The following is a 24,194-nucleotide window of genomic DNA, read 5'->3' as shown; positions in this document are numbered from 1 at the left end:
TTGGCGCTCGCGTGGACACGATGGCTTGCCGTGATTGCCGTCCCACCCACCGGTCACCTGCGTCGAGAACCCTCTCCTGGCCGGATCCGATCGTCAAATACAGCGCCACCGATATCCGCACGATGCATTCGAACTTGCTTACCCTGACTCGTGGTGTTCACGCGGGTGTACAGATCCAGCCGCGCTGGCCCGCACGATACGTCCGCGTGGAAGAGCGCGTGCTGGGGAAGCTGCAGGCGATCCAGGCCGGGTTGCCCGCGGAGATCAACCTGATCCTGACGCGAGGCTACGAGCCGCGAGCGTCCGGTCTGGGTTTCGCGCGTCGCGGGTTTCGTGCACTGGGAATCGGCCTGTTCCGCTTGCTCTACCCTGCCAGAGGCAACGAGCTTGCCGATATTTTCGGAAGCAACGGACACGACGTCGACGGAACGCACATCGACGTTTCGTTCGGGTTGAAGGGCCGCCGCATACGGCTGCTGCCGCTGGGCGTATTCACGCCGCCGTTCTGGCAGCGGCGTCGCATGCGGCGATGCGATTCGGCCCTGGCGCAGATCCAGTCCGCACTGGTACGGCAAGGGTTTCAGATTCACCGCAACGCCACGGAAAGGCTGCAGATTCATTGCGATCTCGCGCATTAACCGAGAGTCGGCTTCGTCCAAAGTCGAGCAACCCCGCTCGTCGAAGGCAGCATGGTTGACGGCGTACACGAAACGATCGATTTTCTGACACCCGCAGCAGTTACTGGAGAACATCACGCATGCATCCGGACAACGCACCAGAAGTCACGACGACAACCCGAACGAACGCCGATAGCGGTGCCTCCGCGCCCATTCCGGCCATCGTGCCATCGAGAACCGCGCTGCTCGTCATGCACTACCAGACCGACATCCTCGGCCTTTTCCCGTCGGTCGCGCCCGAGCTGCTCGCCAATACGCGCCGGCTGTGCGACGCGGCACGCGCGGCCGGCGTCGGCGTCTGGTTCGCGAATCTCCGCTTCAGCCCCGGCTACCCGGAAGTCAGCCCGCTCAACAAGAACGGCCAGGGCATCAAACAGCTTGGCCTGTTCATCAACGACGGCCCGTCGCCGGAACTGGGCAAGCAGGCCGACGAGCCGCTGATCGTCGCGCATCGCGCGAGCGTGTTTTTCGGCACTGACCTGCAGGCACGGCTGGTCGCGCAAGGCGTCGATTCGCTGATCATGGTCGGCATCGCGTCGACCGGCGTGATGCTGTCGTCGATCGCCCATGCCAGCGACGCGGATTTCCGCCTCTATACGGTCAAGGATTGCTGCTACGACCCGGACCCGGTGGTTCACGAGCATCTGTTCGCCACTGCATTCGAATCGCGCACGACGGTGCTGTCGCTTGCGGATGCGTTGCGGCTGCTCGGGTAACGGACAAGCCGCCCCGCCACCCGACGACGGCCTACCGGGCCGCTCCGATCCCCGCCAGGATAAGATCGATGCCGGCCAGAAACTGCACACGCTCGTCGTGCGCGGCCAGTTGCGCCGCCACCTTGCGCACGAACGGATACTGCGCCGGCTCGAGCTGCGCCCACCGCGCGGCCACGGTCGCGACGATCTCCGGCTGCTCCGCTTCGCGCGGATGAAGCCGTGCGCCGGCCGCGTACTGGCCGGCCAGCCCGAAGATGTAGTGCATCAGCGCCGACGCCGCGTTGAATTGCGCCGGTTCGGGCACGCCCAGCGCCTGAAGCTGCCCGCCGATGCATTCCAGAATGCGCAGCACCGCGTGCTGCCAGGGCTCGCGGAACAGTTGCGCGCCGACCCACGGATGCGCGCTGAACACGTCGAACAGGCGCAACGCGATGCGCCGGATCGCCTCGGCCGCCTCGCCTTCACGCGCCGTCGGCACGTCCGTCATCGCGGCTGCGATCACCTGATCCGCGGCTGCCGCAAGCAGGTCGTGCTTGTCGGCGACGTGCCAGTAAATCGCCCCGCTTCCCGTCGCCAGGTACGCGGCGAGCGCACGAAACGTCAGCGCCGCCTCGCCGTCCTGGTCGAGTATCTCGATCGCGGCCCCGACGATCCGCTCTTTCGACAGCGCGTCCGCGCGCCGTTCGGTCCGGTTGCTGGTTTTCATGCACGCTAGCTTGACACATCTGGAACAACGTTCCAATATCTCGCCACTGGAACAACGTTCCATCGCTTTATCAAACGGGGCGCGATGCCGGTCAGGCGTTGCGCTATCGACCGCCCACGGCCCGCCCGGGCCCGAAACCGAGCCACCCGATGAATCTGCCCGTGACCCATGATGTCGTGATTGCCGGAGCCGGCCCTGTCGGCCTGTTTCTCGCCTGCGAGTTACGCGTTGCCGGCCGGTCCGTGCAGGTGCTCGAGCAGGCGGACGATCCGGATTCCCCGCTGAAACGTCTTCCGTTCGGCATGCGCGGCCTGTCCGCGCCCACCATCGACGCGTTCTACCGTCGCGGCCTGCTCGACGGCATCGCGCTGCCGCCCCGCGCGAACGACACCGCGCACTGGATGCAGCAACCGCGCCGCCCGGGCGGCCACTTCGCCGGCATCCAGTTCTTCCACGACAACATCGATGCGTCGCAGTGGCCGTACCATCTGCCCGGCCCGGCCGGCACGCACATGGCGACCGACATGGCGCGCGTCGAATCCGCACTGGCCGCCCGTGCGCACGCAACGGGCGTCGACATCCGGCGCGGCCTCGCCATCGAAGGCTTCGACCAGTCGGACGACGCAGTCACGCTGCACGCGGGCGGCGAGACGTTCCGCGCACGGTGGCTCGTCGGCTGCGATGGAGGCCGCAGCACGGTCCGCAAGGCAGGCGGTTTCGCGTTCGCCGGCACCGATCCCGAATTCACCGGCTACTCGATCGAAGCCGAGTTCGCCGATCCGGGCGCGCTGCTGCCGGGCCGTCACTACACGCCGGGCGGCATGTACACGTACACGCCGCCCGGGACCGTCGCGCTGGTCGAATTCGACGGCGGCGCGTTCCATCGGAACGGGCCGGTCACGCTCGAGCATGCGCAGGCCGTCCTGCGCCGCGTGTCCGGCACCGGCGTCACGCTGACGGCGCTCCGGCTCGCCACCACGTGGACCGATCGCGCGTACCAGGCAGCGACCTACCGCAACGGCCGCGTACTGCTCGCGGGCGACGCCGCGCACATCCATTCGCCGCTCGGCGGCCAGGGGCTCAATCTCGGGCTCGGCGACGCGATGAATCTCGGCTGGAAGCTGGCCGCGACGATCCGCGGCGACGCACCGGCCGGCCTGCTCGACAGTTACACGGACGAACGGCATCCGGTCGGCGCGCGCGTGCTCGACTGGTCACGTGCGCAGGTCGCGCTGATGCGGCCGTCCGCGAGTTCGCGTGCGCTCGAGGCGATCATTCGCGATCTCGTCGACACGCGCGACGGCGCGACGTATTTCGCCGAACGCGTGTGGGGCGTGTCCGTCGCGTACGATCTCGGCGGCAGTCACCCGCTTGCGGGCCGCAGCGTTCCGGACTTCGAACTGGACGACGGAACGCGGCTCGGCGAACGCTTCAGGGGTGGCCGGGGCGTGCTACTGGACTTCGATGCCGGCCGGCCGCTTCAGGCGCTGGCCAGCCGCTGGCGCGACCGGATCGCGTATGTCGCGAGCGATGCGAAAGACCGACTCGGATTGCGCGCCGTGCTCGTGCGCCCCGACGGTTTCGTCGCATGGGCCTGTGACGACGATGCGGACGTCGACGCCGCGGCGCACGCGGCAACGCGATGGTTCGGCGAGCCCTGCGCCGCGCATTGACCGCAGCCGCTCGTCGCCTGAACCGGTGTATATTGCCGAGCAACAAACCTGCATACGCGCCGTCGACGGCGCGCCCGACACCACCGAATGCCCACGCCATCCGCCCTGCCGACACCCGCCGAACTGAACCGCACGCTGCCGTTCGCAGCCGGCGCGCGGCCATGGCGGCTCGTGCGCTATGCGTGCGTCGACTGGCTCGGCATCCTGCTGTGCTGGGCCGCGATCCGCTTCATACCGAATCCGTTCGTCTACGTCGCGGCCGTGCTGCTGATCGCAGGCCGGCTGCAGGCATTCGGCGTGATCTTGCATGACGCCTGCCACTTTCCCGTGCGGCGCATGACGCTGCCGCTCGCGCTCGTCGATGCGCTCGCCGGCTGGACCATCGGTTCGTCGATCGCCGCGATGCGCTATCACCACCTGCGCCATCATCGCGCGGTCGGCACCGCCCAGGATCCGTACCTGCACCGGCTCGCCGCGCGCGGCGGCTGGGTGCGGCGCGCGATGATGCTGCGCGGCGCGCTGCTGCCGGTCTGGTGGCCGCTGCGCGCACTGATGGCGCCGCTCGCGCTCGCATGGCCCGCGTTCCGGCCGTGGTACGCGCGCGGCTTCATGCAGGACCGCTCGGGCCAGGACCTGCGCCGCCATCCCGAAGTCATCGCGTGCGCACGCGCCGACCTGCCGCATTGCGCGGGCTACCTGGTCGCGATCGCAGCCGTCGTGCACTGGGATCTGCCGTTCTTCACGTACTACGGACTGCCGTGGATCGTCGGCGGCATCATGAACGCGAACCGCGTGCTGCTCGAACACGACCATGTGGAGATGGGCGAACGCTCGCCGGAATCGATCTGGCGGATGACGCGCACAATGACGTTCGGCTGGATCGGCAAGCTCGTGCTGTATCCGCGCAACATCGGCTATCACCAGGTGCATCACGCGTATCCGGCGCTCGCGCTCGAGCATCTGCCGGCCGTGCACCGCTACCTGACGGAAGGCGTCGCGCTCGCGCCCGACCGGACCGGCCCCGCGCGTTGAACGCGCGGCCCCGCGCCGCACCTACAGCTCGAACCGCATCACCTTTTCGCTGCACTGCTCGGCCGGGAGCGGCTCGCCGCGCTTCACCGCGTCGAGCAGCCGGTCGATCGCGACATGCACGATGTCGGCGCGCACGTTGTGCGGCCGGAAGCCCGGTGCATTGTCGAGGCCCTGCCGATGCGCGCGCATGATCCGCACGTCCTGCTGGATCACGAGGTGCGTGTACAGGTTCAGCAGCGGCCGCAGCGCGCGCAGCACCCAGCGCGGCAGGCGGAACCGGTACGCGATGTACGTGTAGACGCGCGAACGACGCGCATCGACCGGCGTGATCTGGCTGACGATCAGGAACCCGGATCGTTCGCCCCACAGGTAGTCGCAGCGCGTCACGTTCGGCGCGATGAAACGGTCGACGTGCGCAAGCGGCACGTGATCGGGATTCGTGAGCCAGTCGAGGCAGAAGCCGATCTTGTCGTCGCCGTCGTGATAGGTGACGGCGACGCTGTCCGGCGTCGCCGCAACCGTCGCTTCCATCGCCTGGCCACGGCTGCTGCGGAAGATCCCGTCGTGGACGAACACCGTGTGCGGCACGTCCATGAAGTTCTGCGCGAGCATCGCGATGTCGCCGTCGAACGTGTTGACCATGTAGTACGACTGCCATGCAGCGACGTCGCGGAACGGCATCCGGAAAATCGTGCGTGCGGACGGATCGCCGGTGCCGAGATACACCCACACGAGCCCGTCGAGCAGTTGCACCGGCAACGTGCGCTGCCGGAACGGATAGCGGCCGGGCGTACCCGTCGGTCGCGTGCCGTCGATGCTCGGCACCTGCACGACCTGCCCTTCGCCGTCGTAACGCCAGCCGTGATACGGGCACACGAGCGTGTCGCTGTCGACCTTACCGGCCGACAGGCGCGTACCGCGATGCACGCACTGGTCGATCAGCGCGGCGACCCGGCCGTCGCGCTGGCGGAACAGCACGATGCCGGTATCGAGTATCCGGACGCCGAGCGGCTTGTCGCGCGGAAGTTCGCGTTCGGTGCACGCAACGAACCATTGCTCGTGCAGGCCGTCGGCCGGCGGCACGGGTTCGTGCACCTGTGCCGCATCGCCCGCCGGGCAATCGCGCCCGCATCCGCGTGGTTCGATCATGTCGTTCATCGCGTCATTCATCCGTCATCGCGAGCAGCGCGTCCGCCATCGGCAACCGTGTCACGAGCGCGCACGGCTTCACGTCGCCCGCGCGCATGCCGGCCCGTTCGGCCGCGTGCTGCAGCAAGTCGCCGAGCCGCGCGGGCGATCGGCCCAGCCAGCGCATGCGCAGCGGGCCGAGCTGGCCGAGGCGGCGTGCATGCGCGTAGTGGAACACCTGCGCCAGTTCGGCTTCGACGGCTGCACGCATCGTATCGGCCGCGTCGGCGCCAAGGTCGCCAGCGACGCACAGCACGTAGTGCGGCAACCCTTCCCGCGCCGCGCACGGCACGATGCATGCACTGACTTCAGTGTGTTGCCCGTATGCATGGCTCAGCGCATCGGCCGCGATGCGTTCGTCGAGCTTCTCGCCGACGAGATCGACGCTCGCCGCCGCACGGCCGACGAACGCAATGCGCGGCGTGCGTCCGGTCATGCCGACCACGCGCACGCGATCGCCGAGCGCGTAGCGATACAGCCCGCCGCCGGTGGTCAGCAGCACCTGTGCGTCATCGTCGGGCCGCAGCGCTTCGGCGTCGCATACGCTGCCGTCGTCGCGCACGAATTCGAGGTAATGGCTGCCGATCGCGAGCGGGCAACCGTCGCCCGCGCCGAACGGAATGCTGGCGACGCCTTCGGTCGCGAACAGCCCCTTCGGCAGCCATTGCACGCTCGGAAACCGCACGCGCAACGCGTCGGCGTAATGCCGGCTCGGGCCGTCCAGCCAGCAGCTCACGGCGGCCAGGCGCGGCCACAGCGCCCGGCAGTCGCCGTTCGCAATCGCACGACGCAACGCAGCGCGTCGATCGGCCGGCAACGACGCTTCGACCCACGCGAGGTCGCGCGCCCCGTCGGCATCGTCCGGGTCGAACAGCGGACGCAGCACGCTCGTCAGGAACGTCGGGCTCCACACGCTGATGAACGCGAGCGATGCGTCGGCCACGAGCGCGCGTAGCGTCTCGCGCCGCCACGTCGACGCGTCGCCGGTCAGCGGCGGCACGAGCAGCGTCGACACGAGCGCGGCGGCGCTGCTGTCGCCGAGGTAATCGAGATCGCTCGCCGAGCCGACCGGAATCCCGTTCGGCGCCACGCCGGGCGCCTGCAGCGGCGGCGACATCGACCAGTACGCGCGCCCTTCCCCGAGCGCCGGACACGCGCGATGCATGTCGGCCAGCCACACGATCATCGCGGCCTGCAGTTCGCGCAGGAACGCCGGCGTGTACGGAATCAGCTTCCGGCGCGCGGTGCTACCGCTCGTCCTTTCGAGGAACACCGGGCGCTCGGCCGTCAGCACCGGCTCCGGTTCATTCGACGCGCGTTCGAGCCACGGCAGGAAATCGGCCGCCGCCTGCACGGGCACGCGCTCGCGGAACTGCGCGGGGCTGCCGATCCGGTCGAAGCCGAACCGGCGGCCGAACGCCGTATCGCGGTTCGCCGCGAGCAGCGCCATCAGCCGCTGCGCCTGCACGTCGTCCGGCGTGCCGAGGCCGGCCTGCCAGCGCTCGACGTCCGGCTGCGCGGCACGCGCGAACGCGCGCCAAGCGTCGGCCGGGCTGCGGGCGGAAGCGTCCATCAGAAATAGGTCTTGTCGAGCTGCGCGAGATCGTCGGGCAGCCGGCGCGGCGGCACGAAGATCGTGAGCCAGCCGTACCACAGCGGCCGCGTCTCGCGCTGATCCGACGCCGCATGCATGTCCTGCCAGCGCAGCGCGGGGCGGCGATGATGCGTCAGGTTGTAGTTGAAGTTCAGCAGCAGCCAGCGCACCGGGGTCGGCGCGCGCATGTTGTAGGTGCCTTCGACGACGTCGAGCGGCGTGCGCATGTGGTACACCCATTGCAGCGACGACCACGAGAACGCGAACGCGACGTACGCGATCAGTACCGCCGACACCGACCAGTCGAGCAGCCAGCCGGCCAGCAGCCACGCGCCGACGGCGGCGAGCGTTTCGTAGCGGATGCGGCGGAAGTCGGCCGTCGAGAATTCCTTGAAAGCGGCCGCATAGGTGTTGTCGTCGCCGCGCGCGGCGAGCCGCTGCATCGTGCGGCCGGGCACCAGCGCGAGCACGAAGCTGCCGACGAGGCCGCCGAGCCAGATGCCGCCGAGGATCGCCGCGTAGTACTCGATGCACTTGCGCAGCAGCGATTCGTTCGCGGTCGCGAAATCCGCGCGCTCGGCCGGCGTGCGGTTGCGCACGTGATGGCCGAGATGGTTGACGTGAATGAGCGTCGCAGCCGCGCCGAACATCGTGGACGCCCACCACATCATCATATAATTCGCGATCGGCCGGCGATGCGCGAACCCGTGGAAGGTTTCGTGCATCATCGAGAATACGCCCTGCATCACGAGGCAGAACGGCACGAGCACGAGCCACTTGATCGCGCCGGCGCCGGTATGTGAAAGCCAGGTCAGCGTGCCGGCCCATACGCCGGTCTGCAGCGCGAGCACCAGCAGGTTGGCGCGGTCGTAACGTCGGGTTTGCGCCGCAGCGGCTTGCGCGCTCGGTCGGTTCATGGCTCGGAAGGCTCGGAATGGCGGTTGTTTGCACGGGAGGATACAACAGATGCGTCAACTGCCGGTAACGGCCCGCGCGCCGTCCGCGACGGGGGCGAACTAGCATGCGGCCGATTCGCCGCCCGCCCGCCGCCAGCACCGCGTCGCGCATGCCGCCGCGCGACGTGCGCTTCGCGATCGACGCGCGCATTCCGCGCTTCTGGTATCGCGGCGCCTGCCATGTCACGCGCTTCTTCGACGCGTTTTCTGTCATGTTCCCGCTCGGTGAGCGCTTCTTCGTCGAAAGCGTGCGGCCGTTTCGCGACCGCGTCGGCGGCGACCCATCGCTCGCGACCGATGTCGATGCGTTCGTGCGGCAGGAAGCGTCGCATATCCGCGTGCACCGGCTCTACAACGCACGCCTCGCATCGCAGCATGTGCCGGTCGCCGCGCTCGAAGCGCTGCTCGAGAAACGCCAGCGCAACGCCGCACGGCAGGTGTCGCCCGTCACGCGGCTCGCGCTAACCGCGTGCCTCGAACACTACACGACGATCCTGTCGCACCACCTGCTGTGCGACCCGACGATCCTCGACGGCGCCGAGCCGACGATGGCGGCCGTGTGGCGCTGGCACGCGATCGAGGAAACCGAGCACAAGACCGTCGCGTTCGACGTGTTCACCGCCGCCATGCCCGGCGCGGTGCGGCGCTATGTCGTGCGCTGCGCGGCGATGCTCGGTATCTCCGTCTACTTCGTGATCGACCTGATCTATTTCGTGCACCGCCTCGTCGCGGTCGACGGGCAGACCCGGAATGTGCGCGGCTGGCTGCAACTGCTGCGCTGGCTGTTCGTCTCGCCCGGCATCTTCACGCACGTGATGCCGATGTGGCTGTTCTGGTTCTCGCCGCGGTTCCATCCCGATCGCCTCGACAGCGACGCGGCGCTGCGGGCGGCGCGCACCGCGCTCGAACCGTACCTGGCCACCGCCGAACACGAGCCGGAGTCGCACGCATGACGCACGCGCCGTGGGCACCCGACGGGTTCGACGACTGGCGCCGCCACTATCCGGCGACGCCGTTCACCCGGGCTGCGGCGAACCTCGACCGGACCGACGCGTTCGTCGACGGCTGGACGCGGCGCACGGCCCGCCTGCCGCTGACGACGACGGTCGTGCTCATCGCAGGGCTTTATTCCGAATGGCTGCCCGGCTGCAATCGCGGCGCGCGGCAGGCGCTCGGCGCGGCCGGCTATCGCGTGCTGACGGTGCCCGTGCGTTCCTCACGCGGCGTGTTCGACCAGGGCGAGCACATCGGTCGACACCTGCGTGCGCACATACCGGCCGGCGAAGAATTCGTCGTGCTCGCGCACAGCAAGGGCGGCATCGACATGCTCGCGGCGCTCGTCGCCGACCCGGCGCTGTCGGCACGTTGTACGGGCCTCGCGCTCGTGCAGCCGCCGGTCGGGCCGTCCGCGATCGTCGATACGATCCTCCGTCACGGCGTCCCGCCGCACAGGGCCGCGCCGTGGCCCGACCGCATCGCACGCCGCATGCTGCGCACGCGCTGGGTAGACGCCGGCACGCGCGACATCAGCAGCCGGCGCGACCCGCGTGTCGGCGCGATGCTCGCGGCGCTGCCGCGCGACCTGCCTCTCGTGCACGGCGTGAGCTGGTCCGTCGAAGCGTCCACGCGCTTCGATTCTCATCACGCGCGGCTGAACGGCCTTCGCCCCGGCTGCGCGCACGACGGGCAGTTCTATCTCGAGAACCAGGTGATGGCCGGCATCCCGCAAATCTGCCTGCCGCGGCTCGATCACGGCCAGCCGGTGCTCGGCGGGCTCGGCTTCGACGCCGGCCGCTTCTGGCTCGCGCTCGCCGACCTGCTGCACGTCACGCGCGCTCAAACCAGGTAGATCTCGAACCCCGGCACGCGGCCGGCCAGCAGGCCGTCGATCGGCTCCGCCGGCCCGCCGGTCGACAGCGTATAGAGATCCATCGGCGTACGCGCCGCGTAATAGCGTGCGAGCGCCGGCCAGAGCGGATCGCCGTCGTACAGGCACAGCTGCATCAGTGCATGGCGGCTGCGTACGCGCAGCCATGCGGCATCGAGCAATGCCGCGAACACGGCCGGATCGCGGCCGCGCACCTGCAGGTGCGTCAGGTAGACGTCGCGCAGCGGTTCGCCGGGCGCCGCGATGCGCGGGCGGCGCAACGCGGGCGCCACGGTGTTGAACGCGATGCGGATCGCCTGCAGCGGCAACGGCAGACGTTCGAGCACGATCCGCTTGATGTCGCCGGCATCCCACGGGGCGACGCAGCCGACCAGGCTGCCGTGCGCGTCGAGCGCCAGCAGGAACGCGCCGAGACCGAACGCCGGCCATGTATCGAGCCGGCGCGCGAACTCGCGCTCGGAAAACACGCTGCCGAACGGCTGGCGGCGCGATTCGGCGTCGAGAAACGCGCGCAGCGCATCCGCATGATGCGGCTGAGCGTCGACGATCCTGATGCCGGGCACGCTGCGCGGCGCCGACGACAGCCCGCGCTGCGCATAGATCGAGACGTTCTCGTAGCCATGCCAGTGCGAGAAGCGCAGCCGGTTCTCGCGCCGCGATCGCGCCAGCGACTGCACCGCGAGCCGGTTGTCGCGGATCATGCAGCAGTACGCGTGCTGCACGCCGGCATCGGTGCGCAGCGTCGCGAAACGTTCGCGCACCGAATCGGTCCATTCTCGCGACAGCCGCCGGTCGGGCATCAGACGCAGGTCGCCGAGATAGGCGACCGGCTGCGCGCGTTCGTCGAGATAGCCGTCGCGCACGACGAGGCTCGCGAGCCCCTTCAGCGCCGCCTGCTCGCCTTCCGCGAGCCAGACCTCATGATGCGGCGCGTGACAGCGATGCAAGGCGAAGTAGTCGGGCGTGCGGTCGAAGCGCAGCGGCAGGCTGCCCTGCATCGCATGGCGGGCCTGGAAATCGAGGATGCGCGCGTTGTCGGCCGGTTGCGCGAGACGGATCCGCATGGACGCGGCTCACGCGCCGTCGAACAGCCTGCGCGCGAGCGGCCGCAGGTTCGATGCCGACAGCTCGCACAGGCACACGAGCTCGTCTCCCTGCGCATAGCCGGGATTGCGTGCGAGGAAGTAGTCGACGTCGGCCAGCCGCCGGTGCGCGACCGGCACCTCGGCAAGCGTGGGCGTGAGCCGGCCCTGCGGCGTGTCGAACGACAGGATGCCGGTGGCCGGATCGTACGCGTGCCCGTAGCGGGTCGCGGCAAGGTGATCCATCAGGTCCTGCGTGGCCGGTGCGGTCAGGTTGTCGGCGCGCGGCGCGTAGTCGCGCGCGAACGCCCGCAGGTAGCGATAGGTGCGATGCCCCTTGCAGATCAGGAACCAGTACAGCGGCACGGCCGGCGCCTGCCGCCATACGTCGCCCGCATGGCGGATCCATGCGAACGCGAGATGCTGCGAGCCCCAGTGCGCGGGATCGATGATCGTATCGCCGGAAAAGATCACGCGGATCGGTGCGTCGCGCCAGTGCGCGTCGTACTGCTTCAACGTCGAGAAGCCCTGGATCGCGCCGCCGCCGTCGCGCAGCACGATGCAGTGCGTCTTGTCGCCGAGGTCGCGGTCGAACTGCGCGCGGCCCGTGTCGCAATACGACGCCGCGTACAGCGAGAACATCCGGTCGATGTCGTCGGGGCCCAGGGCCGCACGTTCGACGGCAGTGGCGCGCAACTCCATCGGTTACTCCTGCAAGACTGAACAGCTTGCTATGATAGCCCGTTACCCGCCCGCCCAAGCCATGTCCCAGGTCCTTTCCCGCCAGGATGCGAACGACACGCCGATCGCCCGGCCATGGCTGCTGCTCGTCGCGTATCTCGTCGTCACGGGTGCGCTCTACTTCTTCGTCACGCATCTGCCGCTCGGCCCCGTCGCCATGATTCCGGCGAGCGCGCTCGATCGCGCGATTCCGGTGCTGCCCGGCACCGTGCCGCTCTACCTCAGCTACGTGTTCGCGATGCCGGCGCTCGTCTGGCTCGGGCGCGGCCGCGCATGGCTGCTGCCGGTGTTCTTCGCCGGTGCGCTCGCGGCCGGCCTGTGCCTGATCGCTCACCTGCTGCATCCGACTGCCGTGGCGTGGCCGCCTGCCGAGCGCGGCTGGCTCGCCTGGCTGCAGCAAATCGACTTGCCGCTTGCCGCATCGCCGAGCGGGCACGTCGCGCTGCCGGTCGCGATCGCGATCGTGCTGCTGGCGTTGCGTCAACGGCCGGCCGTGCTGTTCGTCGCGTGGAGCGTGCTGCTGACGGCGACGGTGCTGACCACCGGCCAGCATCACGTCGCGGATGTCGCATGGGGCGGCGTGGTGGGCATCGTCGCTGGCACGGTCACGCTCGCGCTGCTGCGCGCAAGCGTCGACCTGCGCACGATCGCGGCCGCCCTGTTCGAATGGGCGTGCATCATCGTTGCGATCCGCGTGGCCGTCGCGCTCGGCGCGTGGTACCTGTATGCGCTCGCCGCGCTCGTCGTCGCGACGCGGCAGCATGCGCTGTTCATCCTGTATCACGACGCGGCCCACTATCACGTCACGCGCCGGCGCGGCCTCAACGACTTCCTGATCAACGTGGCGATCGGCGTGCCGGGGCTCGTGCCCGTCGAGTTCTACCGGCCGCTGCATCTCGCGCATCACCGCCATCTCGGCACCGCGCAGGATCCCGAGCGCCGCTTCCTCTATCACGACCAGCCGTGGCGGTTCCGTCCGCTCGATGCGTGGCCGCTCGCACGACAGTTCTTCGGCGATCTGTTCGTGCTGAACATGGTGCGCAACATGGCCGCGTTCCGGCGCGCGGGCGGGCAGAACACGCGGCTCGGCCGGCCGTTTCATGCGGCGGCGGCTGTCTGGATCGCGATCGTCGCGCTGCTCGTGTGGGCCTGCTCCGCGCGCACGCTCGTGCTGGTCGCGGCGCTGTGGTTCGTGCCGCTGCTCACGCTGTCGGTGCTGCTGCAGAAGATCCGCAGCATGGCCGAGCACAGCGGCAGCCCGCATGCGACGCCCGGCTGGGCCGACTGGACGTATTCGTGGCGCACCGGCTGGATCGGCCGCGTGTTCGTGTGGCCGTATCACATCAACCTGCATCTGCAGCATCACCGCAATCCGGCGGTGCCGTGGCACGCGCTGCCGGACACGGTGGGTGACGGCGAGCACCGGCTGGCGTCCCGCGATCTCGCCGCGCTGCTGTGGCGCGGCCGCACGATGGCCGGCCAGGCGGCACCCCGGACGCAGCCGCCCCCGCCGGATGCGATGCCGCGCACGGCCGAACGACGCCACCCGGCCGCGTTGCCGAAACTGCCGGGCATCCAGGTGCTGCGCGGCGTCGCGATCCTGCTCGTCGCGCTGCAGCACTATCTGCTCGCGATGCCGGATGCCGGCGCCGCCGCCGCCAAGCTCGCGCTGTGGGGCGGTGTCGATCTCTTCTTCGCGATCTCGGGATTCGTGATCAGCCGTTCGCTGCTGGCCGGCCGCGCCACCGATCGCATCGATGCCGCGACGTGGCGCGCGTTCTGGATCCGGCGCGCGGGCCGGCTGCTGCCGGCCGCATGGGTATGGCTCGCCATCGGCACTGCGCTCGGCTTCGCGCTGCAGGCCTTTGGCCACCTCGACGTCGCCGCGCAGTTGCGCGGCGCGGCCGCCGGCGCGTTCGGCTATGCGAACCTCTTCTGGGCCGGCTGCCATGCGGCAGGCGCCGCCGCCCGCTGCGGTCTGCCGCAGTTGACGGGGATCTACTGGAGCCTGTCGCTCGAAGAGCAGTTCTATCTGCTGCTCGCCACCGCGCTGCTCGTGATGCGGCTGCGCACGGTGATGGTGCTGGCGCTCGCCGGGGTCGCGCTGCTCAACATGCTGCCCTATCACGCGTTCGACCTGCGCTGGTTCCTGCGTATCGATGCCCTGGTGCTCGGCGCCGGCGTGTATGCGCTTCACGACACGCATGCATCCCGCCGCGCGGCGGCGCAGCTCGCCGCCCGCCGCCTCGTGTCGCCGGCCAGGATCGTGCTGCTGGCGGCGCTCGTCTGCGCGCCGTCGATCTCGCCCCGCGATCCGCTTGCCGTCCTCGCCGTGGCCGCCGCCGGCCTCGTGTGGCTGGAAGCGACTGCCGGCCACGACGGCGCGGCCCGCCATCGCGGCCCGTTGGGCGCCGCATTGGGCTGGGTGGGCGAACGTGCGTATTCGATCTATCTGTGCCACCTGCCCGTGCTGCTCGTCACGCACGAAATACTGTGGCGCACGGGCGGGTTCACGGCCGCCGGATGGAGGCAGCCGGCCACGGCCGCCATCGGTTCGCTCGGCGCAATCGCATGGCTCGCCACGCTCTCGTACCGTTACCTGGAACTGCCCGGCATTCGATGGGGCAAGCGCCTGACACTTCCAGCCACCGAGTCGACATGAAACTCCCGTTCCGGCGCACGCGCGATGCCCATCGCCCGTCGCCCCCGATCCCGCAGCGCAGCCTGCAGTTCCCGCTCGACGACACGATTCCGCGTTACTGGTATCGCGGCTGGTGCCACGTCACGCGCTTCTTCGACGCCTTCTCGATCATGTTTCCGCTCGGCGAGCGGTTCTTCATCGACAGCGTCAGCCACTTCCGCGACCGGATTCCCGCCGGTACGCCGCTCGCGGAGGACGTCGCCGGCTTCATCTACCAGGAAGCGACGCATATTCGCGAGCACCGCGCCTATAACCACCGGCTCGCCGCGCAAGGCGCACCGGTCGACGCGCTCGAGGCGCTGATCCGGCGGCGCCAGCAGAACAGCCTCGCGGCCATGCCGACCACGACGCGCCTCGCGCTGACGGCCTGCCTCGAACACTACACGGCGATCCTGGCCGACCAGTTGCTGCGGCATCCGGAGATACTCGACGGCGCGGACCCGCAGATGGCCGCCATCTGGCGATGGCATGCGATCGAGGAAACCGAGCACAAGGCGGTCGCGTTCGACGTGCTCGCTGCCATCGAACCGCGTCCGTTGCGGAATTACCTGATTCGCTGCGGCGCGATGCTCGCGGTATCGGTGTATTTCGTGCTCGATCTCACGTATTTCATCTACCGCCTCGCGGCGGCCGACCGGCAGCGCGGCAACCTGCGCGAGTGGATGCGCCTGCAATGCTGGCTGTTCGTGCATCCCGGCATCTTCACGCGGATACTGCCGGCATGGCTGTTCTGGTTCGCCCCGCGGTTTCACCCGGACCGGATCGACAGCGGCAAGCTGTTGCACGCCGCGCGCCAGACCCTCGACGAACGCGTCTGAACCATTGCGACCGCCGGCCGGCAGTCGCCCTTCGCGACTTGCCGGCCGGCGAACCTCGCGTTACTTCGCGATATACACGCCCGACGTCGGGCACGTACCCTGCGTGTTGCCGTCCGTCACGAGCGACGCCGCGCTCGGGAACTGCGCAGCCGCATTCGTCTTCACCGCGATCCATGCTTCGGTGAAGTAGCTCACGCCGTTCGTCTTCGTGCACTTCAGCGACACCGCACTGCGCGTGTTGCTGCCGAACGCGCCTTCGAATGCGGACAGCAGCTGGTTACGCGTGACCGTCTTGCCCGCGTTCGCCTGCAGGAACGTATTGAACGACGTGTTGCCGAGCCGGCTGATCATGCCCGACGCCTGGTTCCAGTACGCATCGGGCGTTGCCGAGTTCGAGCAGGTGCCGTGCTTGAACCACTCGTGCTTGTCGAGGCACGACGCGACGCCCGGCATGTACGTCGACAGCGTGTTGCGCGTCGCGCTGCTGATCGGGTACGCGTCCATGCTGCACCACTGGTGCGCGTTGTCGAGGTCGATGTCGTTCTGCGGCACGCCGCAGTAGAACGGCTGGTTGCCATCGTAGTTGTTCGGCCACAGGCCATGCAGCGACAGGCTCGACGCCGCATACGAGCCGGCGAGGTTCGTGCATTCCGGTGTGTCGTGCGACGCGCAGAAGCCGGGCTCCCACGAGGCGGCGAGCAACAGGTAGTCGTAGCTGGTCTGCGCGGCGGCGTGCAGTGAAACGGAAGCGACGGCGAGTGCGGCAGCGGCGCGGGCGAGCGTCTTGAGCATGGCGTGTTTCCTCGGAAAAGGCTTGCGGTCGCGGGATGCGCCGCAAGGTTGTCGAATGTCTGACCGCGATTGTTGCCGTCGCAACGTGGCACGAATGTGAAGGTGGACGAAAGAATTCGCGGCGTGCCGTCGACCCTGTTACACGCGGTACCGGTACCAGCCGTTGCCTTCCGCCGCAAGCGCCGCCGGCGTACCGTGTCGTCATCTTCATCCTGCCAAGGAGCATTCCCATGGTGACGGCTGCACGGCTGGGCAAGCCCTGTTGCGTCGAGATCGGGAACGGGCGCAGCGTCGTCTGCTCGGACACGCACAAGGACGGCCAGGGCGGCGATGCGGGCATGCGGCCGCACGAGCTGCTCGAGTGCGCGCTCGCGGCCTGCATCTGCATGTCGATCGATCTGGCCGCGGCACGCGCGGGCATGACGCTGCCCGCGTGTACGGCGGACGTGACCATCGACCGCCTCGATCACGAAACCGGTTTCGACATCGCACTGCGCTTCGCGGCGCCGCTGTCGCACCTGCAGCAGGCACTCGTGCGCGACGCGGTACGAACGTCTCCGGTCGCCCGCACGCTGGGCAAGCCGGTACGGGTCAGGCCGCCCACGATCGGGCACGACGGCTGACCCGATCGTCGCGGGCGTCGCGCTGCCGGTGTGCCGACGGTCGATCCGCATGCGCTTGCGTCGCGCGCTCGCTCAAGAACTGCTGCCGAGCTGCGTGCACGCGCGCGCCGATGCTTCGGGGCCTTCGAGCGCGAGAATCTGCCACACGCCGATGCTGACGCGCTGGCGCGCCGCCGTCGACGCATCGGCCAGCAGCGCCTCGACGCGCGGTGCGGCATCGGGCGCCTTCTGCTGCAGCGCCGCGTGATGCCGCGCGCGCGACGCCGGCTCGGATTCGTACACGTCGCAGAGGCGCACCATGCCGGCGAGGCCGGCCAGGTCGTCGTCCTTGTCGATCGCGCCCGGCTCGACGGGCGCGAGCCCCTTGCGCTCCGCCGGCGGCAGCTTGTTGCGCGCGCCTTCGTCGATCGCCGTGGCGGAGGCCGGCGGCAGGCCGCCGATCGCCGCGACGATCCGGCTGCCCGCGGCGATCATGTCGCCCTGGCACTCGACCTTCTCGGCGGCCACGACATTCGAGCAGAACGATACCGAGGTCCGGTACACGTCGTTGCTCATGCGCGGCACTTCGTCGGTACCTGCCTGCGCGAAACCGGCACTGGCCAGCGCCAGCGCGGCCGCTATCGTGAAACGGAAAGCGCTCGTCTTGTTCATTGTTGTCGTCTGTGGGTTGTTATGGCGGGCAAACTCGCCGGGCCGCGCGATGCGCCCCTGTGACGCCGGGCCCTCGTCCGGCACCACGCGATCACTTCATCGACGCAGCCTCCGATCCACCCGGCGACAACGCCGCGCTGTCCTGCTCGCGCCACGCGCGGCGCGACGCCATGATCGCCGTCACCGCCGAGCGCGCGACCTTCCACCATGCGAACGGCCGCGGATCGGCGAGCATGCTGAGCGCGCGCGCATAGTCGAGCGTGAGCCCGGGCGTCCACGCCATCGTCACCGCGCGTTTGCGGATCTGCGCGGCCACCCACAGCTCCGGGGTGAACAGCAGCCGCACGAACGCGCCCCACCCGGCCCGCGCGCCCTGCAGCCGCCACACCGCGCCGTCGAGCGCGGCTTCGAGCGCCTGCGACACGGTGCTCGAGCAGTTGCGGTGCGTGAGGTTGTACGTCACGTTCTGCCGATATGCCGCCCAGAACGCATCGAGCTTGGCCGGATCGTAGTTGCGGATCCGCACGCGCACGGTCGACGGGCACCACGCTGTCGACTCGGTCGCATAGTCGGGCTGGAACAGGCCCGGTACGTCGTTCTCACGCGTCGCACGCAGGATCCGCGTGAATTCGTCCGGAGAACGATCGATTTCGACACCCGGATACAGGCTGATATAGACGCCCTCCGGCGATTCCAGCGCCGCATGCCCGGTCGAGATCACGCCGTTGACGTCCACCGCCGCGATATAGCGGTCGATCACCGGATAGCGCTGCGCTTCGGCCTTCGACGTGCCGGTCGGCGTCCAGACGTGCACGGTGAGCGCATGCTCGCCGTCGGCCGGCGGGCCGTCCCATTCGGACTGGGTGAACTGCGGCAGGTCGCGCGCATCGTCGAGGTCGGGCACGAGGGCCGGCGCGGGCGAGGTCGCGAACGCGGGATTGCGCGTCAGCCGCCGCACGCGCGCGGCGAGGCTCAGCATGTGCATCCCGCCGAACATCAGCAGCAGGCCGAGGCAGTACGGCACGGTGCCCGCGTAATGCGTCGGGTACGGCTGGAAGAAGAAGATCGCGAGCAGGATCTCGACGACGCCCCATGCGAACGCGACGTTCCAGCGGCGGTAGCGCACCATCCACGCGGATGTGCACTGCAGCAGCCCGTCGACCAGGAACAGCGTGCCGAAGATCATCGACAGCAGGAAGTGGCCGTGATGATGGCCGGCGAACACGAGCCCTGCGGCGATCACGACGACGATGCCCTTCACGTAGCGCAGGATCCGCTGCCCGCCAACCCCGCTGCCGGCCACCGCGAGCGTCGCGAGCCCCTCGATCAGGAACAGCCACGCGAACAGCTCGATCGGGAAATGCAGCGCGCCGTCGAGCGCGTCGACGAAAATGCCGACGCCCGCAGCCACCCACAGCCAGCCGAGCACGGTCAGCCCGCGCCAGCGGGTTCGCAGATATTCGATGCCCAGCAGCAGCAACACCAGTCGTACCATCGCGCCCTCGTGTCCTTTTCCGGGATACGCGCGGCCTCGCGCTCCCTGTCATGTCGGCCGCACCGGCCGGATGGCGGTCATCGTGGCCGGCCCGTCATGTCGTCGACATGACCGATGGCGGCCGGCACGTGCCGCTCTGGCCGAATAATAAGATATGGCGGAGCCGGTTGAAAGTCCGGCGAAAACGTTTTCGCCGGCGTGCGGCCCGGGCCGGCCATCCGCTGCCACGGCAGCGTTCCCGTTCGACAACCTGCGACGGATACGCGAGAATCCGGCTTCCGAGGGCGAAAGCCACCGAACTGAACCGAACCGCACAGACGGGACAACAAGAAATGAGCACATCGATCACACGCCGGCGCCTGCTGGCCGCCGGCGTCGCCGCGAGCAGCCTCGCGCTGTCGGGCTGCTTCACGCCGAAGCTGTACGAGAACAACGCTTACAGCGAAGACGTATCCGCATTCATGATTACCGAAGACGGCAAGAAGCTCGTCGTCCTCGGCAAGCGCTACCATTACATCTTCGATCTGCCGGCCCGGTTGCGGCCGGTACTGCTGTCCGGCTACCGGAAATCGCTGCGCACGACGTTTGCCGGTTTCCAGGCGAGCGGCGGCAGCGTCACCGGCCACTACCGGATCGTGTTGCCCAAAGATGCGCCGGGCGATGCGCAGCAGGCAGCAGCGGCCGACGGGTTCACGGCCGCCCCCGCCGGGCTCGTGTTCGAAGGCGACATCGACGGCAAGCGCTATTCGACGGAAGGGTTCGCCGCGCAAGGCAGCGGCGTCGCGCAGCCGTTCAACCGGCCGTACTCGGTATTCATCCAGGAATCGCCGTCCGCCGTCGGCATGGGCCTGCGGATTCTCGCCACGCCGATCACGGTGGCCGCCGACGGCGTGCTCGTGCTGGGCGGCGTCGTCCTGGTTCCCGTCGCGCTCGTCGTGCTCGAGGCGCAAGGCGGATTCCACTTTCATCCGTAGCCGTCGCGACCCGCATGCCGCGCGACGGCAGCACCGAACGGAGCATCGCCATGACCGCGTCACCGCTTCACGCCCCGCCGCTCGGCCCGCAGCTCAAGCGCTGGCGCGCGCTGCACCGCGTCAAGCAAAACCATGCGGCCGAACTGTTCGGTGTCGCACAATCGACGATCTCGCGCTGGGAAGCCGGTCTGCAGCAGATGTCGCCCGACGAGCGCGCGACGGCCGAACGGCTGCTGGCCGCGCGGCTCGATTCCGCGGGCGACCGCGCCCTCGCGCGGCTCGTCGCGGGCAGTGCGGGCCGCATGCATCTCGTGTGCGACCTCACGCACCGCCTGCTCTCCAGCTCGCCGGCGCGGGCGGCCGAATTCTCGCAACCGCTGTCGACGCTGCTCGGCACGTCGCTGTGGCGCTACGCGACGCCGGAGATCGCCCGCATGGAAGCCGCGCTCGACCCGCTCGGCTGGCATGACCACGTGGGGCCGCCGAGCGTCGAGTTCGATACCGGCACGAATGCGTCGCGCGTCGTGCCGATTCGCGGCAGCCTGTGCCGGTGGACGCGCATGACGCTGTCGGACGGCTCGGCCGCGCGGCTCGTGGAAACGCTGCACGACGCGTGATCGCGGCATCGCCACGCGCGCCGTGCGTCGACGCACGGCGCGCACGGCGCGAAGGAAGTCATCGTGAACTGCAACACGGCCCGGAGGATTGCCCCATGTCGATGCTCGCCGTACGAGCGCTCGTGATCGTCGCCTTCATGCTCTATACGGGCATCGCCGTACTGGGCGCGCTTCGCTCGGGTGTCGCCAACGCCGGCGGCAGGCGCGTGGCGCGCCGCAGCCACCCCTACGCATTCGGCTTCGTCGTTCTTGTCCAGACCGGCTTCTTCGCACTGTTCTTCTGGGCCGGACTCTCGCTGATGTGAGCGCATCCGTCGGCGAAGCATGTCCGCCACGCCGGATCCCGTATCCGCCGCGCATATTTCATGCGTGGACGAACCGCGCGCGGCCGGCGTACGCTTGACGGCTCATCGCAAGGATGCCGAACATGATTCCCGACACGATCCGCGCACGGCTCGATTTCCTGCGCGAAGCCGAACGCCTGAAGGACGTGCTGCGCAGCGGCTACACGTCCGGCGGCCGCGCGGAAAGCACGGCCGAACACAGCTGGCGGCTGTGCCTGATGGCGCTCGTGTTCGCCGACGCGCTGCCCGGCGCCGACCCGCTGAAGCTGCTGAAGCTGTGCGTCGTCCACGATCTCGGCGAGGCGCTGCACGGCGACATCCCCGCAAACGAGCAGGCCGCGCACCCCGACAAGAGCGCGCACGAACGCAACGACCTGCTGACGCTGACCGCGTCGCTCGATCGCACGCTGCGCGACGAGATCGTCGCGCTGTGGGACGAATACGAGGCAGCCGCGTCGCCGGAAGCCCGCGCGGCGAAGGCACTCGACAAGCTCGAAACGATCCTGCAGCACAACCAGGGCAGCAACCCGCCCGATTTCGACTACGCGTTCAATCTCGGCTACGGCCGGCGCTATACCGACGCCGCACCGCTGTTCAGCGCGATCCGCGCCATCGTCGATGCCGATACGCAGCGCAGGATCGACGCTGGCGGACAGCACGCGTAAGCTCGCAGGAACGGGCGCGCCGCACCGCGCGCCCGACCCGCACGAGGCCCGATGCATGACGCAGAACATCTACGACGACCCGGCCTTCTTCGAAGGCTACAGCCGCCTGAGCCGCTCGGTTCACGGGCTCGACGGCGCGCCCGAATGGCCCGCGCTGCGCGCGCTGCTGCCGGATCTGCGCGGTCGCGATGTGCTCGACCTCGGCTGCGGCTACGGCTGGTTCAGCCGCTGGGCGGCCGACCAGGGCGCGGCGAGCGTGCTGGGGGTCGACGTATCCGAGCGCATGCTCGAACGCGCGGCATCGAGCGCCGCGCACCCGGCGATCACCTACCGCCGCGCCGACCTCGAAACGCTCGCGCTGCCGGATGCCGCGTTCGATCTCGCCTACAGCTCGCTCGCCTTTCATTACATCGTGCACCTCGACACGTTGCTGCGCACGATCCATCGCGCACTCGTGCCGGGCGGGCGGCTCGTGTTCTCGATCGAGCATCCGGTCTATACAGCGCCGCGCCGGCCCGGCTTCGTCGTCGATGCGCAGGGCAATCGCGCATGGCCGCTCGACGGCTACCAGCGCGAGGGCGAACGCGTGACCGACTGGCTCGCGCCGGGCGTCGTCAAGCAGCACCGCACGCTCGGCACGCTCGTGAACCTGCTGATCGGCAGCGGCTTCACGCTCACGCACCTGAACGAATGGGGGCCGACGCCCGAGCAGGTCGACGCGATGCCCGCACTCGACGAGGAACGCGACCGGCCGATGATGGCGATCGTCACCGCGCAGCGGTAGCGTGGGCCACCGCACGCGTAACGGCTCGTCTCGTTCACGGAGCGACACAATCACGCCATCCGGCCAGGCCGCCGGCACGGCGCACGCACAATTCAGCACAATTCCCACACGATTTGTCGCGAACTCCTCGCTTACCATGAGCGTCTGATTCGATTCGGCACACCCGCGCGATGCGTACGCGGCTCCCGTCGCGGGCAACACGCCCGACATGCGACGCCAACCGGATCGCCCTGCTCGGCCGCACGCATCGCCGGCGCCCGCTTCATCCTCGCTGCACTCTCATGACCCAGAAGACCCATCGCCGCCGGCGCATCGTGCTGGCCACCCTTGCCGTCGTCGCGATCGCCGCCGGCATCACGCTGAAGGCCTGCGCGCCCGACAAGCATCCGCAGTACCTGTCCGCGCCGGTCACGCGCGGCGATCTCGAGAATGCGGTGCTCGCGACCGGTGCGCTGCAGGCGTTCCGGCAAGTCGACGTCGGCGCGCAGGTGTCGGGGCAGTTGAAGACGCTGAAGGTCAAGCTCGGCGACAAGGTCACGAAGGGCCAGTGGCTCGCCGAGATCGACCCCGTGATTTCCGAAAACACGCTGCGCCAGGCGCGCGCCAGCGAAGAAAGCCTGCGTGCGCAGCAACAATCGACCGCCGCGCAACTGAAACAGGCCGAACTCGCGTTCCGGCGCCAGCAGGCGATGCTGCCCGACGATGCGACGTCGCGCGAATCGTTCGAGGCCGCGCGCGCGACGCTCGACGTGCAGCGCGCGACGCTCGAATCGCTCGCCGCGCAGATCCGCTCGGCCCGCATCCAGATCGAGACCGCGCAGGCCAACCTCGGCTACACGCGCATCGTCGCGCCGATCGACGGCGAAGTCGTCGCGATCGTCACGCAGGAAGGCCAGACCGTGATCGCGCAGCAACAGGCGCCGGTGATCCTGAAGCTCGCGAATCTCGACACGATGACCGTGAAGGCGCAGGTGTCGGAAGCCGACGTGATCCGCGTGAGCTCCGGCCAGACCGCGTATTTCACGATCCTCGGCGAGCCGGACACGCGCCACTACGGCAAGCTGCGCGCGATCGAGCCGGCGCCGCAGAACTACGCCGACGCGCAAAGCACGCTCGGCGGCGGTGCGGGCGGCGGCGCGAAGCCAAACGCCGCGGTGTTCTACAACGCATTGTTCGACGTGCCGAATCCCGAGCACCGGCTGCGCATCTCGATGACCGCGCAGGTCAGCATCGTGCTCGGCAACGCACGCAACGCGCTCAGCATTCCGGCCGCCGCGCTCGGCGAGAAACGCAAGGACGGCACCTATGTGGTACGCGTGCTGCGCGCCGACGGCAGCACGGAAACGCGCAACATCCGCATCGGCATCAACAACAACGTGCGCGTCGAAGTGCTGGCCGGGCTGAAGGACGGCGAGCGCGTCGTGATCGGCGAAGCGTCGGCGGACGACCACGCGCCGCTGTCGGACGTGGTGTGACG

At 69.1% G+C, this 24,194-nt stretch carries 24 protein-coding genes; 15 read left to right on the top strand and 9 right to left on the bottom strand.

Annotated features, from left to right (window positions below):
* Nucleotides 1-20 precede the first annotated feature (20 nt).
* Nucleotides 21-638 (top strand): hypothetical protein, encoded by a 618-nt coding sequence (locus tag AC5LXK_RS20435; protein ID WP_493394026.1) that lies wholly within the window; start codon nucleotides 21-23, stop codon nucleotides 636-638.
* A 119-nt stretch (nucleotides 639-757) separates the two neighbouring features.
* On the top strand, nucleotides 758-1,393 hold the full coding sequence (locus AC5LXK_RS20430) for a cysteine hydrolase family protein (RefSeq protein ID WP_493393270.1): 636 nt from the start codon (nucleotides 758-760) through the stop codon (nucleotides 1,391-1,393).
* Between the two features lie 31 nt (nucleotides 1,394-1,424).
* Here AC5LXK_RS20430 and AC5LXK_RS20425 read toward each other — a convergent pair whose 3' ends face one another.
* Nucleotides 1,425-2,099, bottom strand: a complete 675-nt coding sequence (locus tag AC5LXK_RS20425) for a TetR/AcrR family transcriptional regulator (RefSeq protein WP_493393269.1) — start codon at nucleotides 2,097-2,099, stop codon at nucleotides 1,425-1,427.
* A 149-nt stretch (nucleotides 2,100-2,248) separates the two neighbouring features.
* Here AC5LXK_RS20425 and AC5LXK_RS20420 point away from each other — a divergent pair, with 149 nt between their 5' ends.
* Complete coding sequence (locus AC5LXK_RS20420; protein ID WP_493393268.1) at nucleotides 2,249-3,772, top strand: FAD-dependent monooxygenase; 1,524 nt, start codon at nucleotides 2,249-2,251, stop codon at nucleotides 3,770-3,772.
* 87 nt (nucleotides 3,773-3,859) lie between these two features.
* A complete protein-coding gene (locus AC5LXK_RS20415; protein WP_493393267.1) occupies nucleotides 3,860-4,804 on the top strand; it encodes a fatty acid desaturase family protein in 945 nt (314 codons plus the stop codon).
* 21 nt (nucleotides 4,805-4,825) lie between these two features.
* Here the strand turns inward: AC5LXK_RS20415 and AC5LXK_RS20410 are convergent, their stop codons facing one another.
* Genes AC5LXK_RS20410 through AC5LXK_RS20400 form a run of 3 tightly spaced genes read right to left on the bottom strand, consistent with a single transcriptional unit; the run spans nucleotide 4,826 to nucleotide 8,503 of the window.
* Nucleotides 4,826-5,962: a Rieske 2Fe-2S domain-containing protein gene (locus tag AC5LXK_RS20410; protein ID WP_493393266.1), complete on the bottom strand. Its 1,137-nt coding sequence runs from the start codon at nucleotides 5,960-5,962 to the stop codon at nucleotides 4,826-4,828.
* Between the two features lie 4 nt (nucleotides 5,963-5,966).
* On the bottom strand, nucleotides 5,967-7,565 hold the full coding sequence (locus AC5LXK_RS20405; RefSeq protein ID WP_493393265.1) for a GH3 family acyl-acid amido synthetase: 1,599 nt from the start codon (nucleotides 7,563-7,565) through the stop codon (nucleotides 5,967-5,969).
* Nucleotides 7,565-8,503, bottom strand: coding sequence for a fatty acid desaturase family protein (locus AC5LXK_RS20400; protein WP_493393264.1), 939 nt, complete (start codon nucleotides 8,501-8,503; stop codon nucleotides 7,565-7,567). Before AC5LXK_RS20400 ends, AC5LXK_RS20405 begins: the two co-directional genes overlap by 1 nt.
* Before the next feature lie 104 nt (nucleotides 8,504-8,607).
* Between AC5LXK_RS20400 and AC5LXK_RS20395 the strand changes: the two genes are divergently transcribed.
* Both AC5LXK_RS20395 and AC5LXK_RS20390 read left to right on the top strand, forming a co-directional pair.
* Nucleotides 8,608-9,495 carry a metal-dependent hydrolase gene (locus AC5LXK_RS20395; protein ID WP_493393263.1) on the top strand — a complete coding sequence of 296 codons (888 nt, stop codon included), beginning with the start codon at nucleotides 8,608-8,610 and terminating at the stop codon, nucleotides 9,493-9,495.
* The gene (locus tag AC5LXK_RS20390) at nucleotides 9,492-10,391 is read left to right on the top strand and encodes a hypothetical protein (RefSeq protein WP_493393262.1); all 900 of its coding nucleotides are present in this window, start codon (nucleotides 9,492-9,494) and stop codon (nucleotides 10,389-10,391) included. The genes AC5LXK_RS20395 and AC5LXK_RS20390 overlap by 4 nt, the downstream gene beginning before the upstream one ends.
* On the opposite strand, the gene AC5LXK_RS20385 is transcribed toward AC5LXK_RS20390, so the two are convergent.
* Nucleotides 10,379-11,494 (bottom strand): hypothetical protein, encoded by a 1,116-nt coding sequence (locus AC5LXK_RS20385; RefSeq protein WP_493393261.1) that lies wholly within the window; start codon nucleotides 11,492-11,494, stop codon nucleotides 10,379-10,381. The two genes, AC5LXK_RS20390 and AC5LXK_RS20385, sit on opposite strands and share 13 nt — an antisense overlap.
* Before the next feature lie 9 nt (nucleotides 11,495-11,503).
* Nucleotides 11,504-12,214: a hypothetical protein gene (locus AC5LXK_RS20380; RefSeq protein ID WP_493393260.1), complete on the bottom strand. Its 711-nt coding sequence runs from the start codon at nucleotides 12,212-12,214 to the stop codon at nucleotides 11,504-11,506.
* 61 nt (nucleotides 12,215-12,275) lie between these two features.
* On the opposite strand from AC5LXK_RS20380, the gene AC5LXK_RS20375 reads away from it, so the two are divergent.
* Entirely contained in the window at nucleotides 12,276-14,915 is a 2,640-nt protein-coding gene (locus AC5LXK_RS20375) for a fatty acid desaturase (protein WP_493393259.1), read from the top strand.
* Nucleotides 14,912-15,772 carry a metal-dependent hydrolase gene (locus AC5LXK_RS20370; RefSeq protein WP_493393258.1) on the top strand — a complete coding sequence of 287 codons (861 nt, stop codon included), beginning with the start codon at nucleotides 14,912-14,914 and terminating at the stop codon, nucleotides 15,770-15,772. Before AC5LXK_RS20375 ends, AC5LXK_RS20370 begins: the two co-directional genes overlap by 4 nt.
* Nucleotides 15,773-15,832: 60 nt before the next feature.
* Here AC5LXK_RS20370 and AC5LXK_RS20365 read toward each other — a convergent pair whose 3' ends face one another.
* Nucleotides 15,833-16,564 carry a ribonuclease T2 gene (locus tag AC5LXK_RS20365; protein ID WP_493393257.1) on the bottom strand — a complete coding sequence of 244 codons (732 nt, stop codon included), beginning with the start codon at nucleotides 16,562-16,564 and terminating at the stop codon, nucleotides 15,833-15,835.
* A gap of 230 nt (nucleotides 16,565-16,794) precedes the next feature.
* On the opposite strand from AC5LXK_RS20365, the gene AC5LXK_RS20360 reads away from it, so the two are divergent.
* Entirely contained in the window at nucleotides 16,795-17,187 is a 393-nt protein-coding gene (locus AC5LXK_RS20360; protein ID WP_164566646.1) for an OsmC family protein, read from the top strand.
* Nucleotides 17,188-17,259: 72 nt separating this feature from the next.
* On the opposite strand, the gene AC5LXK_RS20355 is transcribed toward AC5LXK_RS20360, so the two are convergent.
* Both AC5LXK_RS20355 and AC5LXK_RS20350 read right to left on the bottom strand, forming a co-directional pair.
* Complete coding sequence (locus AC5LXK_RS20355) at nucleotides 17,260-17,838, bottom strand: hypothetical protein (RefSeq protein ID WP_493393256.1); 579 nt, start codon at nucleotides 17,836-17,838, stop codon at nucleotides 17,260-17,262.
* 91 nt (nucleotides 17,839-17,929) lie between these two features.
* Nucleotides 17,930-19,333, bottom strand: coding sequence for an HdeD family acid-resistance protein (locus AC5LXK_RS20350; RefSeq protein WP_493393255.1), 1,404 nt, complete (start codon nucleotides 19,331-19,333; stop codon nucleotides 17,930-17,932).
* Between the two features lie 332 nt (nucleotides 19,334-19,665).
* On the opposite strand from AC5LXK_RS20350, the gene AC5LXK_RS20345 reads away from it, so the two are divergent.
* The 6 genes from AC5LXK_RS20345 to AC5LXK_RS20320 all read left to right on the top strand — a co-directional run bounded on the left by AC5LXK_RS20345 (nucleotide 19,666) and on the right by AC5LXK_RS20320 (nucleotide 24,192).
* Entirely contained in the window at nucleotides 19,666-20,307 is a 642-nt protein-coding gene (locus AC5LXK_RS20345; protein ID WP_493393254.1) for a hypothetical protein, read from the top strand.
* 50 nt (nucleotides 20,308-20,357) lie between these two features.
* Entirely contained in the window at nucleotides 20,358-20,924 is a 567-nt protein-coding gene (locus tag AC5LXK_RS20340; protein ID WP_493393253.1) for a helix-turn-helix domain-containing protein, read from the top strand.
* 95 nt (nucleotides 20,925-21,019) lie between these two features.
* Complete coding sequence (locus tag AC5LXK_RS20335) at nucleotides 21,020-21,229, top strand: hypothetical protein (RefSeq protein ID WP_493393252.1); 210 nt, start codon at nucleotides 21,020-21,022, stop codon at nucleotides 21,227-21,229.
* A gap of 122 nt (nucleotides 21,230-21,351) precedes the next feature.
* Nucleotides 21,352-21,933, top strand: coding sequence for an HD domain-containing protein (locus AC5LXK_RS20330; protein WP_493393251.1), 582 nt, complete (start codon nucleotides 21,352-21,354; stop codon nucleotides 21,931-21,933).
* Between the two features lie 55 nt (nucleotides 21,934-21,988).
* Complete coding sequence (locus tag AC5LXK_RS20325) at nucleotides 21,989-22,717, top strand: class I SAM-dependent methyltransferase (protein WP_493393250.1); 729 nt, start codon at nucleotides 21,989-21,991, stop codon at nucleotides 22,715-22,717.
* A gap of 281 nt (nucleotides 22,718-22,998) precedes the next feature.
* A complete protein-coding gene (locus tag AC5LXK_RS20320) occupies nucleotides 22,999-24,192 on the top strand; it encodes an efflux RND transporter periplasmic adaptor subunit (protein WP_493393249.1) in 1,194 nt (397 codons plus the stop codon).
* The last annotated feature ends 2 nt before the right edge of the window (nucleotides 24,193-24,194 follow it).

The sequence above is a fragment of the Burkholderia pulmonis genome, assembly GCF_984667975.1.
Note: the sequence above shows the minus strand (reverse complement) of the source record. Positions and strands in the feature narration are given on the sequence as shown.

What these genes read in the sequence shown, in the direction of transcription:
- AC5LXK_RS20385 (WP_493393261.1), bottom strand. Translation starts at nt 11,494, where the DNA reads ATGCGGATCCGTCTCGCGCAACCGGCCGACAACGCGCGCATCCTCGAT.
- AC5LXK_RS20320 (WP_493393249.1), top strand. Translation starts at nt 22,999, where the DNA reads ATGACCCAGAAGACCCATCGCCGCCGGCGCATCGTGCTGGCCACCCTT.
- AC5LXK_RS20370 (WP_493393258.1), top strand. Translation starts at nt 14,912, where the DNA reads ATGAAACTCCCGTTCCGGCGCACGCGCGATGCCCATCGCCCGTCGCCC.
- AC5LXK_RS20365 (WP_493393257.1), bottom strand. Translation starts at nt 16,564, where the DNA reads ATGCTCAAGACGCTCGCCCGCGCCGCTGCCGCACTCGCCGTCGCTTCC.
- AC5LXK_RS20395 (WP_493393263.1), top strand. Translation starts at nt 8,608, where the DNA reads ATGCGGCCGATTCGCCGCCCGCCCGCCGCCAGCACCGCGTCGCGCATG.
- AC5LXK_RS20355 (WP_493393256.1), bottom strand. Translation starts at nt 17,838, where the DNA reads ATGAACAAGACGAGCGCTTTCCGTTTCACGATAGCGGCCGCGCTGGCG.
- AC5LXK_RS20350 (WP_493393255.1), bottom strand. Translation starts at nt 19,333, where the DNA reads ATGGTACGACTGGTGTTGCTGCTGCTGGGCATCGAATATCTGCGAACC.
- AC5LXK_RS20330 (WP_493393251.1), top strand. Translation starts at nt 21,352, where the DNA reads ATGATTCCCGACACGATCCGCGCACGGCTCGATTTCCTGCGCGAAGCC.
- AC5LXK_RS20325 (WP_493393250.1), top strand. Translation starts at nt 21,989, where the DNA reads ATGACGCAGAACATCTACGACGACCCGGCCTTCTTCGAAGGCTACAGC.
- AC5LXK_RS20375 (WP_493393259.1), top strand. Translation starts at nt 12,276, where the DNA reads ATGTCCCAGGTCCTTTCCCGCCAGGATGCGAACGACACGCCGATCGCC.
- AC5LXK_RS20390 (WP_493393262.1), top strand. Translation starts at nt 9,492, where the DNA reads ATGACGCACGCGCCGTGGGCACCCGACGGGTTCGACGACTGGCGCCGC.
- AC5LXK_RS20420 (WP_493393268.1), top strand. Translation starts at nt 2,249, where the DNA reads ATGAATCTGCCCGTGACCCATGATGTCGTGATTGCCGGAGCCGGCCCT.
- AC5LXK_RS20400 (WP_493393264.1), bottom strand. Translation starts at nt 8,503, where the DNA reads ATGAACCGACCGAGCGCGCAAGCCGCTGCGGCGCAAACCCGACGTTAC.
- AC5LXK_RS20425 (WP_493393269.1), bottom strand. Translation starts at nt 2,099, where the DNA reads ATGAAAACCAGCAACCGGACCGAACGGCGCGCGGACGCGCTGTCGAAA.
- AC5LXK_RS20410 (WP_493393266.1), bottom strand. Translation starts at nt 5,962, where the DNA reads ATGAACGACATGATCGAACCACGCGGATGCGGGCGCGATTGCCCGGCG.
- AC5LXK_RS20335 (WP_493393252.1), top strand. Translation starts at nt 21,020, where the DNA reads ATGTCGATGCTCGCCGTACGAGCGCTCGTGATCGTCGCCTTCATGCTC.
- AC5LXK_RS20430 (WP_493393270.1), top strand. Translation starts at nt 758, where the DNA reads ATGCATCCGGACAACGCACCAGAAGTCACGACGACAACCCGAACGAAC.
- AC5LXK_RS20380 (WP_493393260.1), bottom strand. Translation starts at nt 12,214, where the DNA reads ATGGAGTTGCGCGCCACTGCCGTCGAACGTGCGGCCCTGGGCCCCGAC.
- AC5LXK_RS20345 (WP_493393254.1), top strand. Translation starts at nt 19,666, where the DNA reads ATGAGCACATCGATCACACGCCGGCGCCTGCTGGCCGCCGGCGTCGCC.
- AC5LXK_RS20340 (WP_493393253.1), top strand. Translation starts at nt 20,358, where the DNA reads ATGACCGCGTCACCGCTTCACGCCCCGCCGCTCGGCCCGCAGCTCAAG.
- AC5LXK_RS20360 (WP_164566646.1), top strand. Translation starts at nt 16,795, where the DNA reads ATGGTGACGGCTGCACGGCTGGGCAAGCCCTGTTGCGTCGAGATCGGG.
- AC5LXK_RS20405 (WP_493393265.1), bottom strand. Translation starts at nt 7,565, where the DNA reads ATGGACGCTTCCGCCCGCAGCCCGGCCGACGCTTGGCGCGCGTTCGCG.
- AC5LXK_RS20435 (WP_493394026.1), top strand. Translation starts at nt 21, where the DNA reads ATGGCTTGCCGTGATTGCCGTCCCACCCACCGGTCACCTGCGTCGAGA.
- AC5LXK_RS20415 (WP_493393267.1), top strand. Translation starts at nt 3,860, where the DNA reads ATGCCCACGCCATCCGCCCTGCCGACACCCGCCGAACTGAACCGCACG.